The organism is Neobacillus sp. NPDC097160 (assembly GCF_044762155.1).
Lineage (GTDB): Bacteria > Bacillota > Bacilli > Bacillales > Cytobacillaceae > Neobacillus.
Window position 1 is genome coordinate 362738 of the sequence record NZ_JBIWDU010000003.1, and the last position, 15662, is coordinate 378399.

At 37.8% G+C, this 15662-nt stretch carries 19 protein-coding genes; 12 read left to right on the forward strand and 7 right to left on the reverse strand.

Translation table 11 applies throughout. The features are described 5' to 3' along the window. The first annotated feature begins 57 nt into the window (after positions 1–57). Positions 58–1224: a D-alanyl-D-alanine carboxypeptidase family protein gene (locus tag ACIQXV_RS06240; protein WP_402957021.1), complete on the forward strand. Its 1167-nt coding sequence runs from the start codon at positions 58–60 to the stop codon at positions 1222–1224. A gap of 336 nt (positions 1225–1560) precedes the next feature. Here ACIQXV_RS06240 and ACIQXV_RS06245 read toward each other — a convergent pair whose 3' ends face one another. Beyond that, on the reverse strand, positions 1561–1803 hold the full coding sequence (locus ACIQXV_RS06245) for a YkuS family protein (RefSeq protein ID WP_402957023.1): 243 nt from the start codon (positions 1801–1803) through the stop codon (positions 1561–1563). A 100-nt stretch (positions 1804–1903) separates the two neighbouring features. On the opposite strand from ACIQXV_RS06245, the gene ACIQXV_RS06250 reads away from it, so the two are divergent. Next, positions 1904–2044: a YuzL family protein gene (locus ACIQXV_RS06250; protein WP_149870610.1), complete on the forward strand. Its 141-nt coding sequence runs from the start codon at positions 1904–1906 to the stop codon at positions 2042–2044. A gap of 56 nt (positions 2045–2100) precedes the next feature. On the opposite strand, the gene ACIQXV_RS06255 is transcribed toward ACIQXV_RS06250, so the two are convergent. Further along, on the reverse strand, positions 2101–3726 hold the full coding sequence (locus ACIQXV_RS06255; RefSeq protein WP_402957026.1) for an ABC-F family ATP-binding cassette domain-containing protein: 1626 nt from the start codon (positions 3724–3726) through the stop codon (positions 2101–2103). Between the two features lie 181 nt (positions 3727–3907). Here ACIQXV_RS06255 and ACIQXV_RS06260 point away from each other — a divergent pair, with 181 nt between their 5' ends. Further along, positions 3908–4042, forward strand: a complete 135-nt coding sequence (locus ACIQXV_RS06260) for a hypothetical protein (RefSeq protein WP_402957028.1) — start codon at positions 3908–3910, stop codon at positions 4040–4042. 56 nt (positions 4043–4098) lie between these two features. On the opposite strand, the gene ACIQXV_RS06265 is transcribed toward ACIQXV_RS06260, so the two are convergent. Further along, positions 4099–4701: an SCO family protein gene (locus ACIQXV_RS06265; RefSeq protein ID WP_402957030.1), complete on the reverse strand. Its 603-nt coding sequence runs from the start codon at positions 4699–4701 to the stop codon at positions 4099–4101. Positions 4702–4866: 165 nt separating this feature from the next. Between ACIQXV_RS06265 and ACIQXV_RS06270 the strand changes: the two genes are divergently transcribed. The 3 genes from ACIQXV_RS06270 to ACIQXV_RS06280 all read left to right on the forward strand — a co-directional run bounded on the left by ACIQXV_RS06270 (position 4867) and on the right by ACIQXV_RS06280 (position 8217). After that, a complete protein-coding gene (locus ACIQXV_RS06270) occupies positions 4867–5259 on the forward strand; it encodes a CidA/LrgA family protein (protein ID WP_402957032.1) in 393 nt (130 codons plus the stop codon). Beyond that, positions 5243–5920, forward strand: a complete 678-nt coding sequence (locus ACIQXV_RS06275) for an LrgB family protein (RefSeq protein WP_402957034.1) — start codon at positions 5243–5245, stop codon at positions 5918–5920. The genes ACIQXV_RS06270 and ACIQXV_RS06275 overlap by 17 nt, the downstream gene beginning before the upstream one ends. A gap of 371 nt (positions 5921–6291) precedes the next feature. Then, positions 6292–8217 (forward strand): endonuclease MutS2, encoded by a 1926-nt coding sequence (locus ACIQXV_RS06280; RefSeq protein ID WP_402957036.1) that lies wholly within the window; start codon positions 6292–6294, stop codon positions 8215–8217. Between the two features lie 49 nt (positions 8218–8266). Here ACIQXV_RS06280 and ACIQXV_RS06285 read toward each other — a convergent pair whose 3' ends face one another. Further along, entirely contained in the window at positions 8267–8653 is a 387-nt protein-coding gene (locus tag ACIQXV_RS06285) for a hemerythrin domain-containing protein (RefSeq protein ID WP_402957038.1), read from the reverse strand. Here ACIQXV_RS06285 and ACIQXV_RS06290 point away from each other — a divergent pair. Together ACIQXV_RS06290 and ACIQXV_RS06295 are read left to right on the forward strand one after the other, a co-directional pair. After that, the gene (locus ACIQXV_RS06290; RefSeq protein ID WP_402957040.1) at positions 8637–8783 is read left to right on the forward strand and encodes a respiratory nitrate reductase subunit gamma; all 147 of its coding nucleotides are present in this window, start codon (positions 8637–8639) and stop codon (positions 8781–8783) included. The two genes, ACIQXV_RS06285 and ACIQXV_RS06290, sit on opposite strands and share 17 nt — an antisense overlap. After that, positions 8783–8980 carry a respiratory nitrate reductase subunit gamma gene (locus ACIQXV_RS06295; protein WP_402957042.1) on the forward strand — a complete coding sequence of 66 codons (198 nt, stop codon included), beginning with the start codon at positions 8783–8785 and terminating at the stop codon, positions 8978–8980. Before ACIQXV_RS06290 ends, ACIQXV_RS06295 begins: the two co-directional genes overlap by 1 nt. 27 nt (positions 8981–9007) lie before the next feature. Here the strand turns inward: ACIQXV_RS06295 and ACIQXV_RS06300 are convergent, their stop codons facing one another. After that, the gene (locus ACIQXV_RS06300; RefSeq protein WP_402957044.1) at positions 9008–9145 is read right to left on the reverse strand and encodes a hypothetical protein; all 138 of its coding nucleotides are present in this window, start codon (positions 9143–9145) and stop codon (positions 9008–9010) included. Between the two features lie 88 nt (positions 9146–9233). On the opposite strand from ACIQXV_RS06300, the gene ACIQXV_RS06305 reads away from it, so the two are divergent. Then, positions 9234–9419, forward strand: coding sequence for a cold-inducible protein YdjO-related protein (locus ACIQXV_RS06305; RefSeq protein ID WP_283923428.1), 186 nt, complete (start codon positions 9234–9236; stop codon positions 9417–9419). A 74-nt stretch (positions 9420–9493) separates the two neighbouring features. Here the strand turns inward: ACIQXV_RS06305 and ACIQXV_RS06310 are convergent, their stop codons facing one another. Together ACIQXV_RS06310 and yhfH are read right to left on the reverse strand one after the other, a co-directional pair. Further along, entirely contained in the window at positions 9494–9679 is a 186-nt protein-coding gene (locus tag ACIQXV_RS06310; protein ID WP_402957046.1) for a hypothetical protein, read from the reverse strand. 128 nt (positions 9680–9807) lie between these two features. Continuing rightward, positions 9808–9942, reverse strand: a complete 135-nt coding sequence (gene yhfH, locus ACIQXV_RS06315; protein ID WP_149870597.1) for a protein YhfH — start codon at positions 9940–9942, stop codon at positions 9808–9810. A gap of 293 nt (positions 9943–10235) precedes the next feature. Between yhfH and ACIQXV_RS06320 the strand changes: the two genes are divergently transcribed. The 3 genes from ACIQXV_RS06320 (at position 10236) to ACIQXV_RS06330 (ending at position 15656) form a co-directional block, all read left to right on the forward strand. Further along, positions 10236–12386 (forward strand): PAS domain S-box protein, encoded by a 2151-nt coding sequence (locus ACIQXV_RS06320; protein WP_402957048.1) that lies wholly within the window; start codon positions 10236–10238, stop codon positions 12384–12386. A gap of 111 nt (positions 12387–12497) precedes the next feature. Beyond that, positions 12498–14579 (forward strand): formate dehydrogenase subunit alpha, encoded by a 2082-nt coding sequence (gene fdhF / locus ACIQXV_RS06325; protein ID WP_402957049.1) that lies wholly within the window; start codon positions 12498–12500, stop codon positions 14577–14579. Between the two features lie 246 nt (positions 14580–14825). After that, positions 14826–15656, forward strand: coding sequence for a LysM peptidoglycan-binding and 3D domain-containing protein (locus ACIQXV_RS06330; RefSeq protein ID WP_402957051.1), 831 nt, complete (start codon positions 14826–14828; stop codon positions 15654–15656). The last annotated feature ends 6 nt before the right edge of the window (positions 15657–15662 follow it).

The following is a 15662-nucleotide window of genomic DNA, read 5'->3' on the forward strand; positions in this document are numbered from 1 at the left end:
AAAAAATCTGTTAAAATCAAATAGGGATTAAATGTAAGAGAGTAAGGGTGTTAACTATTGAAAAAATTCGTTTCTGTTATCATAATCATACTATTCATATTTACTAGTCAACTACATACCTATGCTGAAGATACAATACAGATGGATTTAAAAAGTGAGGCTGCGGTTCTGTTAGATTCCGATACAGGTGCTATCCTTTATGACAAAAATGCCAATGAAAAAATGTACCCTGCAAGTGTTACGAAAATTGCAACTGCCATTTATGCGATTGATAAAGGCAATTTAGATAGTATCGCGACAGTCAGCGGCAATGCTGTTAGACAAGACGGAACGCGAGTGTATTTAGTTGAAGGGGAACAAGTACCATTAAAGAAGCTGATTCAAGGGATGCTGATTAATTCAGGTAATGATGCAGCTGTAGCAATCGCTGAACATTTGGACGGAACGGTTGAGCAGTTTGCTGAAAATCTGAATCTTTATTTGAAAACGAAGATTGGTGTAAATAATACTTATTTCACCAATCCGAGTGGTTTGTTTGATGAGAATCATTACACAACTGCTATGGATTTGGCGTTAATAACCAATTACGCTATTAAGAATCCGGTTTTTGCTGAAATCTTTGGAACTAAAGTACTTGAGTGGAAGGGGCAGTCTTGGGAGACTACACTTCTAACCCATCACCGCATGTTGAAAGGTGAGCTTCCATATCCAGAAGTAACAGGCGGAAAAACTGGTTATACAAGTGAAACAAAACAGACATTGGCGACAACAGCTGATAATGGAAAAATCCGGCTGACTGCGGTTGTGCTGAAATCAGAACTTAAAAATGATAAATATAATGATACTGCGCAATTGTTTGATTATGGTTTTAACGCTTATCAACATGCGACAATCAAGCAGGGAGAAATTTATACCACTGAAAATAAAGATTTTTATCCTGAAAATGATATTCTAATTACGGAGAATATTAATGGTTGTATTAAAAAGGTAAATAATGAAGGAATCATGACGATTGAAAATCAAGATGGTCAGGTACTCCAGTCTATTCAGTTAAAATTAAAGGAGCTGCCGAAGCCGAAGCCGAAGGTCGTTGCTGCAAAAAGTGTAATACCGAAAGAAAATAAACAACAGCTGCTCCAAGTAAATGTCATCTTTGGATTCATGATCATTGCATTTGCCGGTGCACTTATCGGGTTCCGAAAGAAATTTCTTAGAAAATATTAATAGAATAGATGAAAAAAAGCCATCGATTCGATGGCTTTTTCATGTTTGCTTATCAAATGTAATAGGACGAGAGTCAAAGGAGGAGGGGGGGACTTCTGGAACAATATTTTCGATCAAGATTTCGCCAAGCAATTTATGAATGACCAACAGGGCAGCCAGCCTTTTACAAGCCCCGAGGGACAGGGACAAAACGCACGAGAAGAAAAAAATTCACGAACATTCCCCTGATAACGGCCCGAAGGTTAATATTTATTCGAAAAAGGAAAATTAAAAAGACTAAAGTTGGAATCCTTTAGTCTTTTTGGAAAAGGGGTGGAGCGGTGCAAAAGTATGTAGTTATTGCAACCTGCTCTCAACCTGCTGGCATACTTCATCAGCTGACATTCCATTTGCATCAATGACAGAGCCTTTTGTAACGGTATCCTGCATACCCATCACGTTTGAATCAAGGCCTGTAACCACACAACAGTCACAATTTTGCGCATCTGACTCCTGCTTTAATTCAACCACGTCGTAACCTTTTTCCCTTAGTGCTTGTTGAATATTTGTAAGAGATTGTTCTACTCCAACTTTTGCCATACAAAACACCTCCTCAATAAATTATCATGCCTAAGTTTACGGTAAATATTCCGTATAAGGAGAGATAAATTTCCAAAAGATAATACGGGAGGTGTGCCAAATGGGAAAAAGAAGTAAACGAAAAGCTGATCCATCCACAATTGGGCTTAGCTCACCACAAGTAGAAGGTCAAGGGACAACAACTACAGAAACAGGTTCAAGAGAAGAACCATCTTCAAGGCGAAAACAAAAGAGATACTAAAACAAAAAAAGAGGATGTCCTCAGGAGGGAATTAAGCCCCCGAGACATCCTCGTATTTATGCTTCTTTATACATTTCCGTTACTTGCTTTTGTACTTCCTCGTTTTCAAGGTATTCATCATAGGTCATTTGCTTATCCACTAACCCATTTGGTGTAAATTCAAAAATTCGATTAGCAATGGTCTGAATAAACTGATGATCATGTGAAGCGAACAGCATTGATCCCTTGAAATTGATTAATCCATTATTTAGTGCTGTGATTGATTCTAAGTCTAAGTGGTTTGTTGGCTCATCAAGCAGCAATACGTTAGCCCCATTTAGCATCATCTTAGAGAGCATACAGCGGACTTTTTCTCCACCGGAAAGAACACTTGATTTCTTTAAAACTTCTTCCCCGGAAAATAACATTCTTCCTAAAAATCCCCGCAAGAAGCTTTCACTATCATCTTTTGGAGAGAATTGACGAAGCCAATCCACAAGGTTTAGTTCACTGTTCTCAAAATACTCGGAGTTATCCTTTGGGAAATAGGCTTGTGACGTGGTGATGCCCCACTTAAATGTTCCACTGTCCGCTTCCATTTCACCCATTAATATTTTAAACAGAGTCGTTTTTGCGACTTCATTCGTTCCTACAAGGGCAATTTTATCTCCCTTATTCATAAAGAAGTTTATGTTATCAAGAACCTTTACACCGTCAATAGTTTTGGTTAAACCTTCTACCCGTAACAGGTCATTGCCGATTTCGCGTTCAGGTGTAAACCCAACGAATGGGTACCGGCGGGATGATGGTCTGATATCATCAAGGGTGATCTTATCTAGTAGCTTTTTCCGAGATGTTGCCTGCTTAGATTTGGAGGCATTTGCACTAAATCGGGCAATGAAGCTTTGCAGCTCTTTAATTTTTTCTTCTTTCTTTTTGTTAGCGTCCGATGCCATTCTTGATGCCAATTGACTTGATTCATACCAAAAATCATAGTTTCCTACATAGATTTGAATTTTACTAAAATCCAAATCAGCAATATGTGTACAAACTTTATTTAAGAAGTGGCGGTCATGGGAAACGACAATAACGGTATTTTCAAAGTTAATTAAGAAATCCTCAAGCCATTGAATGGCTTTAATGTCTAAGTGGTTTGTCGGCTCGTCCAATAGTAAAACATCAGGTCTGCCGAACAATGCCTGTGCCAGCAATACCTTCACTTTTTCAGATCCTGTTAATTCAGCCATTTTTTTATCATGAAGGTCTTCGCCAATCCCAAGTCCTTTTAACAAAATGGCTGCTTCAGGCTCTGCTTCCCAACCGTTCAATTCAGCAAATTCGCCTTCTAGTTCAGCGGCCTTCATACCATCTTCATCTGTAAAGTTTTCTTTCATGTAAATGGCGTCTTTTTCCTGCATAACTTCAAACAGTCTTGAGTGACCCATAATGACAGTTTTTAATACTTCAAATTCCTCATATTCAAAGTGGTTTTGTTTTAATACAGCCATCCGTTCATTTGGCCCAAGTTGAACTGTTCCTGTTTGAGCTTCAATCTCACCGGATAAAATTTTTAAAAAAGTTGATTTTCCGGCCCCATTTGCGCCGATTAACCCATAACAATTACCTGGTGTGAATTTGATGTTCACATCTTCAAATAATTTCCGGTCACCATATCTTAAACTTACGTTACTTACAGTAATCATATTTGAAATCCTCCAAAACAAAATATCTATTTATTATATCATTAATCTGGGGGAAGAGCGAATTCTTTAAGATGATGAAAAATCGAAGAAAAATTCCTTTAAAAAAATTTTTCCATATTCACACTTTATTCATATTTTTGTTGTAGAATTGGGTTAAGAAGTTTTAAAGAGGGTGAAAAGTATGGCGAAAAAGCAGCTTGCTGAACTCGTTAACAAGTTGAAAAAAGCTGGAATTAAAGCAAGTCTAACCAAACCAAAGTCCAATTACCTTTTATCATTGCAGCCAATTAAAAAATATCCTTCATCCGTGAATTAAATAAGAAAAATTGGCATTGAAAAGCGATTAATCCAGGGGACTAACCGCTTTTTTTATTACTCCGTTTTATCGATGATTTTATCAAAAACCTCTTGTTTATTAAATTCTTCCCCCATTGGAAACTTTGCGATAAATTTGTTGTTTTCATCAACTAAATAAGTGAAGGTTGAGTGAACAAATTGACCATTTCCAGGATCTTTGAATTGAAATTGCAAAGCATCTGTCACTTTTCTAATTTCCTTTTGAACATTTTTCATATTTTGCTTATCCCCGGTAAGGAATACCCAATTCTTATCATCCTTTATTCCAAACCCTTGCATATAGCCTTGTAATATCTCCGGGGTGTCGCGATAAGGATCAATTGTAATCGTGACGAATTCAATGTCCTTACCGTAAACACCTTTATTAACTAAATCCTTTTTCAATTCGACCATCTTTTTGGTGGTAGTTGGACAGACATCGGGACAATGGGTGTAAATAAATTCAATAAGCTTTAATTTCTTTTTATCCTTGCCAAATTTATATGTATCCCCATTTTGGTTAGTCAACGTCACATCTGCTGGAATTGCCGCATTTGCATCTCGAATAAGAAAAAAAGAAATTCCTCCTGCTATTCCAAGGAACACGGCAAGACTGCAAATTAGATAGATTTTTTTCATCACAAACCCTCCTACATCTAAAATAAAGAAGTTTTCCAAAAAAAGAAATGGATATTTTGTGAACAAAAGAGGATGCGGCAAGATGGTTATTCATTTATACTGTAATATTATTAGGTGTTTTTGAAGAATCAGAATTTTTTAATTGGGAAGATAGGTGTTTTTAAGATGAAAAAGGTTTGGAAATTTACTGTGCAAGTATTCATTCTAATCGTGATCTATCAGATTGGGAATTGGATGGCTCGGATTTTTCATTTACCGATTCCCGGAAATGTCATTGGGATTATTCTTTTGTTCATGTTGCTTTGGCTTAAGGTGATTAAGCTTGAACAAATTGATTTGGCTTCTGGGGGGTTGTTGAAACATCTTGGCTTCTTTTTTATTCCCATCTCAGTTGGTCTCATGACACTAGGAGATATTTTTATCACAAAAGGCTTGTCGTTCTTCTTTGTCCTTATTGTCAGTGCCTTTATCGGCCTATTTTTTGCAGGGAAAGTGACCCAAACCGTTATGATGAAAAATGAGAAGGAAAAAGTAAACTATCATGATCACGCTTTATAATATTTTCATAACTGTTTCTGTCTATTTATTTGCTCGATTTCTAGCAAATAAATATTCTTCTCCATTAACGAATCCAGTTTTCTTAAGTACGTTGATTATTATTTGTCTATTATTTGTCTCAAATATTTCTTTTGATGAATACATGCCTGCCAAAACAATCATGACTTATTTACTCGGCCCGGCAACGGTTGCCCTTGCCGTACCAATTTATAAAAATCGGGACTTGTTTGCAAAATACTTCGGTGCAGCCTTTTTAGGATTATCCATCGGGATTGTGACCACTATTACATCGGCTATTTGTTTAGCCAGGTTGCTAAAGCTTTCGAACATGTTCATCCTTGCGCTAACCGTTAAATCTGTTACTGTACCGGTAGCAACGGAAATAGGGCGAATCATACATGGGAATATCTCACTTATTGCTGCCTATGTGATCATAACGGGAATGATTGGGGCGATGTTTGGGGCTAAGCTTATGGACTTATTTAATATTAACCATCCATTTGCCCGGGGATTAGCTACTGGAACAATTGCACATGGCATCGGAACAGCTGAGGCGGTGAAAGAAGGTGAGGTACAAGGCGCTGTAGCGGGGGCGGCAATGGGTATTGCAGCCGTTTTAACTTCGATTATCATCCCGTATATTATCCCTTACATTATTTAAAATAGGTTTGATGCCTGTTGACAAATGTTTCTATTTACCGTAATCTTTAGAAGAATTAAATTTTATTAAAAAGGGAGTATGTTTTATGTTAGGTGTCGTTCTTAACTAATCCAATCAATTGGATAGATTCATTCCGGTTATCCTCGTTCATTTCAAGTCGAATTGAGGGCTTATTTAGCTATGGAATGAAGTTAAGAACAATGGGCAAGCATAAGCATACATCTTTTTCCAATGTAGCTGTGTACACTCGTGTAGGCAGTTTTTATTTTGGTTAATTTTGGTATGAGCCATGAGTGGAGATTCCACTCATCACCTTTGGCCGCAATGACATTGTTCATTGCGGCAATTTTTATTTTTAGGAGGCAAATAAAGTGAATCAACATACTTTTGACACATTAGATTTCAAGCAAATTAAGGAGACGATTGCTACTTTTACGTTAACAAAAGAAGGCAAAGGGAAAATCGAATCTCTAACGCCATCAACCAATAAAAAACAAATTGAAGCCTGGCTTGATGAGGTTACCGAGGCAGTTGAAATTTTGAAAAAAAGTGCTAGTGTTCCTGTTCATGGATTAGATGGGATGGATACACTGTTAAAAAACATGAATAAGGGAGTTGCACTGAGGGCGGATCAACTAGCAAAGCTTTCTGATTTTTTGGATTGCTGTGGAAAAATGCGGAGATATATGAAGGATAAAGAATTTTATGCTCCACGCGTATCCGCTTATGTCGAGGGAATTGCCGAACTGCCCGATCTTGCGGCTGAAATTATTCGTTGTATCCGCAATGGCCAGGTGGATGATTATGCGAGCAAGGATTTATTAAAGATAAGAAAACAACTCGCGATACAAGAGGAACGGCTAAAGGAAAAAACACTTCAGTTGATCAGGTCGAATAAGTATAAAACTTATTTGCAGGAGCAGGTGGTAAGTCAAAGAAATGGCAGATATGTTATCCCGATTAAAAAGGAATATCGGAATAAAATTAAGGGAACTGTTTTAGATACTTCTGCTTCAGGTTCAACGCTTTTTATCGAGCCTGAAGAAATGGCTATATTTCAGGATCAATTATCATGGCTGCTCGCTGATGAAGAGATTGAGGTGCAGAAGGTCCTGAACTATCTTACAGGGCTGGTAGAAGAAAAGGAGCAGCAAATCCGTTTAGCGATTGAAACGATGGTCCACTATGATTTTTTATTCGCTAAAGCGAAGTATTGCAGGTCTATTAATGGCTTTAAGGTTGGGATTAATGAATCAGGTGAATTGGAATTGATACAAGGAAGGCATCCCCTTTTAGGAGAAAAGGCAGTCCCATTGTCATGTAAGCTTGAAAAAGAACAGCGTGCTTTAGTGATTACCGGGCCAAATACCGGCGGCAAAACGGTGACAATCAAAACCATCGGTCTCTTAACCTTAATGGTACAATGCGGGCTCCATATCCCTGCGTCTGAACAAAGTAACCTTAGTATTTTTGAACGGATTTTAGTGGATATTGGGGATGGGCAAAGTATTTCTGAAAATTTAAGTACATTTAGTTCAAGAATAGTCAATATCATCGAAATATTAAAAGATACGAATGAGCATACATTGGCATTGTTAGATGAACTAGGTTCAGGAACCGACCCTGGTGAAGGAATGGGGCTTGCGACAGCTATTTTAGAAACTCTTTATGAAAAAGGAGCAACAATCCTGGCAACCACACATTATAGCGAAATAAAAGAGTTTGCCGAAACACATCAAGGATTTATCAATGGATCGATGGAATTTGATTTATCAACGCTGAGTCCGACATACCGCTTGAACTTAGGTAGAGGAGGAGAGAGCCAGGCATTTGCCATTGCATTAAAGTTGGGAATTCATCCGAAAATCATCGAAAGAGCCCATCAGGTCACTTACAAGGAAGAGAAGTGCTATCCAACCGATATTACTGATGCATGGAAGCTAAGGGAACTGGAAAAACAGGTGATTATCAATAAATATCAAAATGGAAAGAAAACACCCAAAACAGAAATGAATTTACCACTCTATCATCAAGGGGACAATGTGAAAATATCTCCGACAAATGAGTTTGGCATTATCTATGCAGGGCCGGATCAGCTAGGAAATTATATATTTCAAATAAAAGGAGAAAAGGTTTCAATTAATCATAAAAGAATCAATCTTTATATTGCTGCAAATGAGCTCTACCCTGATGATTATGATTTCGATATCATTTTTCTATCAAAAGAGAATAGAAAAAAGAGTAAACTTCTTTCAAAAAAACATGATGAAACGATTACGATTGAATATGATGAATAAGGAACACAAAAAGCAAAGGGTCAAACAACCCCTTTGCTTTTTCAACGTATTATTCCATTTCAAATAATGAGGTTTCCTCTTCATGGTTATGTAGCTCAAAAACAACGAGCAGTGCATCAAAATATGGAAGAATCTCTTCGGTCACTCCTTTATCTTCCTTCTTCTCCTTAATTGACATCACGATTAATTCTAAGATTTGATGGTCCCGTTTTAGTTTTATGATGGTGTCGTGCAGGTCAGGCTGTTCTTTTAGCTTTTCGACAAAAAAACCTTCCTCTTCGGATTGGGCATGTGCTAAGGTTCGTGTCTCCCAATGTTCAATCAGCGCATCACATACCTCATTACTATTTTCTGCTTTTTTTTCTCGCACTTGTTCTTTTAAGACATTTGTTAAATCCCTTGCCTCCGTAAAGATTCCATTGCTGCTTACCCTCATTATTATTACCGGATTTTTTAACACCGTTTGGATTACAGGCAGAGGGGTAGCCTTCGAATATAGGGAAACCATTAGTCCGTGGTTTCGTGGCATCCTTTCCCTTAATCCTATAATCCTACGCCTAGTTTAATGATTGGTATTCCGCTTGGCTTTCAAATCCATGTTGTTTCAGCCCTGTTACTGTTTGGACTATGGCCATTTACAAGACTTGTTCATGTGTGGAGTTTACCGTTAGAGTACTTAAGCCGCAAATTTGTTGTATATCGAGCAGTTTTTGGAAGGCGCCATTTAGCCATGTCTGCTGACAGGAAGGATAAAATAGAGTAAAAAAACGGAACCAACGGTTCCGCTTTTTTACTGTTTATTTTGCAGGTATCTTTCTGCAAGTAATTTTTTTACTTCATTATAACTTAAGCCCGACTTGCTGTTTAATCGTTTCACTTCATCGATATCTGTTCCGGCTTTTGTATATTGTTTATGATGAAATGCCATTGATTTTCAACGCTCCTAATTTAAATAGAATTTCTGGAAATGAAAAGATCATTTTTTGTGCATACTATAATAAAAGGAGGCGGTTCCCATTTTTTACGGTAAAAGGGCCAAAGAAGAAGAAATTGAGACCATACTCGTGGATACCGAAATCTATTCTTGTATGGATGATTCCTGTATTGGCTGGATGAGAAAGGACTTTGTCGCTGATGACCTGCTTTGTCCAATGTGTGGCAATGAAATGATACAGGAAATAAGAGAGCTTCCTAAGATTTAATGAGAATCATGCAATCAAAGACTGTCATCATAATTGGACAGTCTTTATTTTTAACCTTTTTTATCAAACAGCTTTTAAAGATTTTCATTTTGTTGGCGAATTTCATCCCCGCTTATAATGGTGTTTGCTTCTTCAAGATATTTATGCTCATCAACAGAATTTCCCGCCACATTCTTTTTATTAGGAAAAATGGAACCATTCGCAATCGTCATTTGAGGTTCTTTAGCCGCCGGTGTTATATAATCTTCCTTTTTAGTCATGCAACATCATCTCCTTACTTAAAGGGTTTGCATTGCAAAAAGGGTTTATACGTGCCTATTCATCCCCAATAAAGGAATATATTGGACATAAAATAAAAGCTCTCCGGAAATCCGGAGAGCTTTTGGCGTTATTCTTCACGTTTAGATAGGCAGCGATCGCATTCCATTAAATAACTTTCGGCTTGTTCCTCCATGTGCTGACCACATTCTGGACATTCCTTTTTTGGCAGGTTACGGAAAAATTCAACTGGACTCATTAACATTTTAAAACTCCTCCTTTATTAATACAGTTTATTTTATTCCCTCTTGTTATAGTACAGTATAAACAAAAATGACAAAAATGTGTAGACTTTTTTTAAAAAAATCTGCAAATTCATTAAAAATAAGTCTTTTATCACAAAAATCAATATTACGATTTTCCACGTTTAATAATATTGGGGAACTTAAATCTGGTTAAAATAAGCGACAGCTTGATAATTATTGCTTCCATAAGCAACTACTTTACATTACAATCATAGTAGAATGATATTGTGAAAATGAGGGGGGATGCTGGTCAATGAATGCGATGCTCGGGACTTTTCATCCTTATTTTATTATTATTGCCATCGGGTTAACCATCATGGCATCATATACAAGCTTGGATATGTTTACCTTAATAAGGTCTTCAAATCAAAATAAGAGGCTTCTCTTTATTGGTGGAACATTATCAATGGGAATTGGTATATGGGTGATGAATTTTATGGCACTCATCTCAGTAGATACAAATCGGTTTGCAAGTTATCATATACCACTGACAATTCTTTCTATTTTTATTGGAATCGCATTTACCGGAATGGCTTTCCTTGCGTTTTTTGGCAAAACCATTAGATTCTATCATTTGCTTGTTGGCAGCATATTTTTAACGTTTGCGGTTATTGCCATTCAAGTAATCGGTTTATATGCCATGAACGTAAATGTTACTTACAATATTGGTCTGCTGCTTTTTTCAGGATTAGTTATTTTTGGATCATTTTTATTTTCTTTGTGGATTCTTTTTTCATCAAGCTACTCACAAGGAAATCAGGCGTGGTTAAAACCAGTAAGTGCGCTGATCATTTCGGGCGCGATAGCTGAAGGTCATTTCCTATTAAAAAGGGCTGCTATTACGACAAGCGAAGTGGTAAATGACGCGAACGCAGATAGTCCATTCTTTATTTATTTGGTCTTATTTGTATCTGTTTTAATTACCGGCGGACTGATTATTTCGAGTACCTTGATTAGTAAACAATTAGCAGCAACGGATACAAATTTTAAGGACATCAAGGCAGCACTTGATGCTTCGACCATTGTGGCCATTACAGACCAGCATGGAACCATTGTGTATGTAAATGATAAATTTGAGGAGATTTCAAATTATAATAAAGAAGAAATTATTGGGAAAAATCATAGGATATTAAACTCAGGGTATCACCCGAAAGAATATTTTCAAAACCTATGGAAAACCATTCAATCCGGTCAAATTTGGCGTGGAGAGATTCGAAATAAAGCGAAGGATGGCTCGTTTTATTGGGTGGATACAACAATCGTTCCTTTTTTGAATAAAAAAGGGAGACCGATTCAATATATCGCTATTCGCTCAGATATCTCAAATCGGAAAAAGGCAGAAGAGCATCTTAAAGAGACAATTAAAGAGAATAATGATATTAAATTTGCTCTCGATCAATCTTCCATCGTGGCCTTTACGGATGCAAAAGGAAAAATTACAAGTGTAAATGAAAAGTTCTGTGAGATATCAAAATACAGTAGTGAAGAAATCATAGGAAGAGATCATAATATCCTTAATTCTGGTTACCACTCAAAGGAATTTTTCAAGCACCTTTGGAAAACCATTGGGGAGGGAAATGTATGGAAAGGGGAACTCAGGAATAAAGCCAAGGATGGCAGCTTTTATTGGGTGGATACCACGATTGTTCCCTTTTTAAATGAACATGGAAAGCCGTACCAGTATCTTGCCATTCGTAATGATATAACAGAACGGAAGAAAACTGAAGAGGTCCTTCACCGCCAGGATAAGCTTGCTGCCGTAGGTCAGCTGGCCGCAGGCGTCGCCCATGAAATTCGAAATCCACTTACCTCAATGAAGGGTTATACAGAATTCTTACAGTTAGATGAAAAAGATCCGGAACGGTTAGAGTTTTTAAATATCATTCTTGATGAAATTGAGCGGGTTAATACGATTGTTGAGGATTTTATGGTATTAGCTAAACCAAAGGCAGTCGAATTAGAGGAAAAGAATGTTGTTCCGGTAATAAGAAATGTTGTTTCTCTGCTTGAATTTGAAGCAAGGAAAAAGAATGTACGTTTGACATTCGATTGTAATCAAGAAATTATTCAAATTGAATGTGACGAGAATCGCTTAAAGCAGGTATTTCTGAACTTCATCAAAAATGGAATTGAAGCAATGCCAAATGGCGGAGATTTGCATGTTAAAACGATCATTCACGATGATAATGTTCAAATCTCGATTCAGGACTCTGGGGTCGGGATTCCGAAAGACAAATTGCAGAAGCTTGGCGAACCGTTTTACACCACGAAAAGGAATGGTAATGGACTAGGTTTAATGGTTAGCTTTAAAATTATTGAAAGTCATAACGGTAAAGTATTTGTTGAAAGCGAGCTAAATAAAGGAACAACCTTCAATATATTATTACCTGCAAAAATTGCCTAAAAACGAGAGGTTTTCTTTCTCGTTTTTTTATTTTTGGAAAATAGACATAATTTTTTATAAAAAGGAGCCTATTCATGTAATAAATAGATTAATATTATGATATAGATAGTAATGTTATTTTGGGGAGGGAAAATAGTGAGTGAAGCAAGTTTTGTAAAAACAATCTGCGGGTACTGTGGTACTGGATGCGGGTTAGTCCTTGAAGTTCAGGATAACAAAATTATGAAAATCCGCGGAGATAAGGAAGCACCGGTTAACAAAGGGCAAACATGTGTAAAAGGTGCATTTGCCTATGAGTACGTCCATGCAAAAAATAGATTAACATCACCGCTTATTCGTAGAGGCAGCCAGTTAGTTGAAACCACATGGGAAGAGGCCTATCAATTCATTGCCAAAAAATTAACAGGGATCAAAACTACATGGGGTTCAAATGCGATAAGTATGTTTGCTTGCGCCAGAAGCACGAATGAATCCAATTTTATTACCCAAAAGTTTATGAGAACGGTTGTTCAAAGTAACAATATCGACGGTTGTAACCGTACGTGACACGCTCCTAGCGTTGCCGGTCTGGCAACTGTTTTTGGAAGCGGTTTCCCAACAAATACGCTTGAAGATTTTGATAAGGCAGAGGTATTGCTTTTAATGGGCTCAAACACTACTGAAGCCCATCCTATCATTGCGAATCGTATGAAAAAGGCAGTAAAATCAGGACTAAAGATCATCGTAATTGATCCTAGAAAAATAGATATGGTGAAAGTGGCTCATCGCCATTTACAAATTAATGTTGGTTCAGATATCGCCTTAATAAATGCTTTTATCCGCGTTATTCTGAAGGAAGGCTTATATAAGCCTGAGTTTATCGAGCAATTTACGGTCGATTTTGATCTGTTAGCCAGCCAAGTTGAACCCTATACGCCTGAATATGCAGCATCAATCACAGGGGTTAACGCGGAAGAAATTGTGGCAACTGCTAGGGAATACGCAGGATCAAGCGGTTCGATGATTGCCTATACACTTGGGATTACAGAACATCATTGTGGTGTAAATAATGTGTTTGATATTGCGAATTTGGCATTATTAACTGGTAATATTGGGAAAAAAGGTACCGGTATCATGCCGCTTCGGGGACAAAACAATGTCCAAGGGGCAGGTGATATGGGTTGCTTACCAAACCAATTGGCAGGTGCGATGAGCTTAGCAAATGAGGAGCACAGGGCCCGTTATGAAATGGAATGGAAGGTAGAACTGAATCCACAAGCAGGTGATACACAAACCCGCACTTTTGATCGATTGGAGATGGGGGAGTTAAAGGCTCTTTATATTATTGGAGAAAATCCGTTGCTTGCTGATGTTAATATGAATCACACGAAAAAGCTTTTTGAAATGCTCGATTTGTTAGTCGTCCAGGATATTTTCATGACTGAAACGGCGAAGATGGCCGATGTTGTCCTGCCTGCTCGTTCATGGGGAGAAGTGGATGGGACGTATACCAATACTGACCGCAGAATTCAACGTGTTCGTAAAGCTGTCGATGCCCACCCTAATACGAAGGAAGACTGGGAAATTCTTTGTGAGCTTTCCACTCTTATGGGATATCCGATGCATTATCAAAACAGTGAGGAAATCTGGAATGAAGTGAGAAAGCTTGCGTGGGAGATGTACGGCGGTATATCTTATGAGCGGCTTGAAAAGGAGTATAGCGTTCATTATCCATGCCCTGATGAAAACCACCCGGGAACATTCATCATGCATGAACGGTTCCATAATCAGCAGCCAGTTGTGAAAAAGTCGCCATTTGTCCCAGTGGACTATACAGAACCATTAGAACTGCCCGATGCAGAATATCCATTTACGCTAACAACGGGAAGGCGATATGAGTCGTACAATACCCATACCCAGACACGCCACTATGCAGCAGGTGTCAAAGTGAAACAAACAGAAGAGACGGTCGACATTCATCCGGATGATGCGGCTATACTAGGTATTACCAACGGTGAAGTAGTACAGGTTCGTTCCCGAAGAGGGGAGCTGGAGGTGAAGGCGAAGATAACGGAGCAAGTGGTTCCTGGTCTTGTCTTCATGAGTTTTCACTGGAGTGAAACACCAACAAATGTGTTAACATTAAATGAGTACGACCCTATTTCCGGTACTGCTGAATATAAAGCATGTGCGGTTGCCATTTCGAGGGTTTAAAGAAAATTATTTTTATAGAATAGTGCAGAAAAGAATCCTGCACTATTCTTTTTTTGTTCATCATGGTAATAAGTGGCAACTAAAGCAATATCAAATGTATTTTCTAAATGTTCTGCTACCTAGAAATATTATTGTAATATAATTGCCATTCTTGTAAACGAATTAACATCCCCTTGTTCTTTGTATCAATAAAATCCATGTTATGATTGGTACAGTTAGCCACGAAAGAACATGGGAGGTAAAGAAATGATCAAAAAAATAAAAGCATTTATTGCAGTCGCTGCACTCTCAGGAACTGTAGGTGCTAATGTACAGGCGGCAGAGTTAACCGTGAAGAATGGGGACACCCTTTGGGAGCTTTCGCAGTTACATAATACATCTGTAGAAAATATTGAAAAATGGAATCACCTTACTACTGACATTATTCATCCTGGAGATGTATTAACCATTGCAACGGAAAAAAATTACACTGTTCAGCAGAATGATACATTATGGGATATTGCGATGAATTATCAGGTTTCAGTTAATCAAATTAAAGAGTGGAACAAATTAAATACAGATCTTATTCATCCAGGATTAAATCTTATCATTTATGATGAATTAAATGATAATGTTAAAACTGCTGAGTCAGCGAAAGTAGCTCAGAATAGTACAAGTAATCAAGCAGATCGTGTTCCTGACGCAACCTCTGCACAACCAAGGGAAACAGCAAGCGATAGTACTAAGACTGAGACAAATCAGGATAACAATGTGATTGAAACTTCAAATAGTGAAGAGAAGGCCACAAGGGAAATTACCGTTAAGGCAACTGCATATACAGCGTCCTGTGAAGGATGTTCCGGCACTACGGCAACTGGTGTTGATTTAATTGCTAACCAAGATGCAAAGGTTATCGCCGTTGACCCAACTGTCATCCCTTTGGGAAGTAAAGTATATGTCGAAGGGTATGGTGTGGCGACAGCTGCCGATACTGGCGGAGCGATTAAAGGAAATCGAATTGATGTGTTTATCCCTTCGGAACAAGATGCAATTAACTGGGGTAAGAAGCAAGTTACAGTAAAAATTTTAAATGACTAAATAAAA